Origin of the sequence: Brevibacterium sp. ZH18, assembly GCF_022748595.1 — a bacterium.
Classification (GTDB): domain Bacteria; phylum Actinomycetota; class Actinomycetes; order Actinomycetales; family Brevibacteriaceae; genus Brevibacterium.
The window spans coordinates 1-1193 of the sequence record NZ_JALDSX010000102.1 but is presented as its reverse complement, the minus strand read 5'-3'; the positions used below and the strand labels follow the sequence as shown (position 1 = coordinate 1193).

Annotated in this window: 1 protein-coding gene; it reads right to left on the bottom strand. The window is 58.3% G+C overall.

Going from position 1 to position 1193, the window contains the following annotated elements:
* On the bottom strand, positions 1-1067 hold a 1067-nt coding region (locus MPN20_RS17095; RefSeq protein WP_242784057.1), incomplete at its 3' end, for a DDE-type integrase/transposase/recombinase.
* Positions 1068-1193 lie beyond the last annotated feature (126 nt).

Below are 1193 nucleotides of genomic sequence, written 5' to 3'. Positions count from 1 at the left end.
ATCCCGGAATCCAGCAGACGCACGAACGGGGTCCGCGGGGTGTCATAAACACGTTTGCGACGACCCACCGAATCAGTGGAATACCCGGTGGGTTTCTTCGTCGGAGTGAAGTAGTTCAACCGGTCATTGACCAGTGCCCAGAGCGTCGTCATGAGTCCGAGTTCGGTTGTCGTGTCGTAGCGGTAGTAGAACCCGTACCGACGCACGAGATGGTTGTTCTTTGACTCGATCGTGGCCTGGTCATTCTTCGTATAAGGCCTGCCGCGAGTGAAGAAGATCTTCCGCTGGGCCGCCCAGTCGATGAGGTCGTGATTGATGAACTCTGAACCGTTGTCGAAGTCGAGCCCGGTCACGAGATAGGGCACCGCTTCAACGAAATGAGTGCACGCGGCAACAATGTGTACGGCAGCATTGTTCTTGACTGCTCGGGTGTAGACCCACCCGGTGTGCATATCGGTGTAATTGACCGAGCGGATGAACTCGCCCTTCAACGTCGGTCCGCAGTGGGCAACGGTATCGACTTCGAAGAATCCGGGTTCGGCTTCGACTTCATCACCGGCCTTACGAACCTGGATCGAGTTGCGCAACAGTGTGCCAGGCTTCGTTGCCGACTTCCCACGCAGGGTGTCTCTCGCCCGGGCTGGTGCCAGGTATCGGTCGATCGTGGCTGGACTCATCGACACCAGCTCGTCGCGTACGTTCGTGCTGTAGCGGCCCTGGCCAGGCACGAGGTGGTTGTGGGCTTCGAGGGAGTTGAGGAGATCGACCATAGCTTGGGCGAGGTATTTGCCGCAGATTCCACCGGCAACTGACCACACATACTGCAGGATCTTGATCGCGTCGTAGGAGTACTTACGGGCCTTAGTCTTGCGTCGATCGATCACGGCCACGGTGGCGTTGGCTCTGCCCTTGGGCTGGCGAGTCCGACGCATGAGCTGTTGGCGAGCGTGGTCGCGGTTCCAGCCAGTGATGTCGGTGACGGCATCGAGGATGGCCGACTTTTGTTGCCTGCCGGCCTTGGCATACGCGGTGGCGTATTTCTTCGTGATCTCGATTCTGGTGTTCATGGAAACGTCCTTGTCGACCATGACCCCATCGTCGTCGTGTCTATGTCCCCGGGTGAAGAGCCTGGCGGGGAAATTTATGTGAGGCACGACCCTTGGCTACGCGGGGACTATCTATGAGTCTCGTCG